At 70.6% G+C, this 796-nt stretch carries 2 protein-coding genes; both read right to left on the bottom strand.

The features are described 5' to 3' along the window. Positions 1–11 precede the first annotated feature (11 nt). Positions 12–362, bottom strand: coding sequence for a YrdB family protein (locus tag Ato02nite_RS45655; protein ID WP_213012988.1), 351 nt, complete (start codon positions 360–362; stop codon positions 12–14). An 82-nt stretch (positions 363–444) separates the two neighbouring features. After that, positions 445–796: phosphotransferase (locus Ato02nite_RS45650; protein WP_213012987.1), on the bottom strand; the 352-nt coding region annotated here is incomplete at its 5' end.

The following is a 796-nucleotide window of genomic DNA, read 5'->3' as shown; positions in this document are numbered from 1 at the left end:
GGGCTTGTTGTTCAGGCCGGGTCGCCGCCGGTGCCGGTTCGCAGCGCGTGCAAGGCCCACCGGTTGCCGGCGGCGAGCAGCGCGAGTACACCCGCGAGCACGAAATGCCCGGTGAGCAGAAGTGCGGCGGTGGCCCCACCGAAGACCACCCATTCGGGAACGAGCCGCAGCGGATCCGGAATCGGATGACTGGCCTTGGGCGCAACCCACCGAGCCCACACCACCGCCCCGGCGACCGGCAGCGCGACGGCCGCCAGAATCCGCACCCAGGTAGGCCCCGGCACGTGCCATCCGCCATAGGCCAGCGCGGCGAAAGCGCAGAGTTCGAGAACGAACCGCAGCCCAAGGTTGAACCAGCGCACAACCCCACCCTCCCCTCAGCGGCCGGCGCGCCGGCTCCGACGAGAGCCGACGGCCCGTCCGGCCGCGCGGCGCCAGCTTTGCTCAGCCGGCGGTGCGCACCCGAGCGACCGCCGTCTCGATCATCGCGACCTCGTCCGGCGACATCGTGAGCTGCTGCCGCCGGAAGGCCGCTGCCTCGTCAAGCAGCCGGAGGGGATCTCCCGGCGCCAGTTCCAGGAAGAGGTCCACCATCATTCCGGCCTCCGCGCCCAGCGGATGCTCGATCGACCCGATCGCGACCTGGGCAAGGATGATCGCGCTCAGGGCGGTGTCAAGGTCTCCCGCCCCATCCCCGGCATTGCACCAGTCGATCACCACCGGCCCACGCCGAGTCAGCAGCACGTTCTCCGGATGCAGATCGAGATGAACGATCGTGCTGCCGCTGCCGCTGCCG

The organism is Paractinoplanes toevensis, from assembly GCF_018332695.1.
In the GTDB taxonomy this organism is placed as follows: domain Bacteria; phylum Actinomycetota; class Actinomycetes; order Mycobacteriales; family Micromonosporaceae; genus Actinoplanes; species Actinoplanes toevensis.
This window is presented reverse-complemented; position numbering and strand designations above follow the sequence as displayed.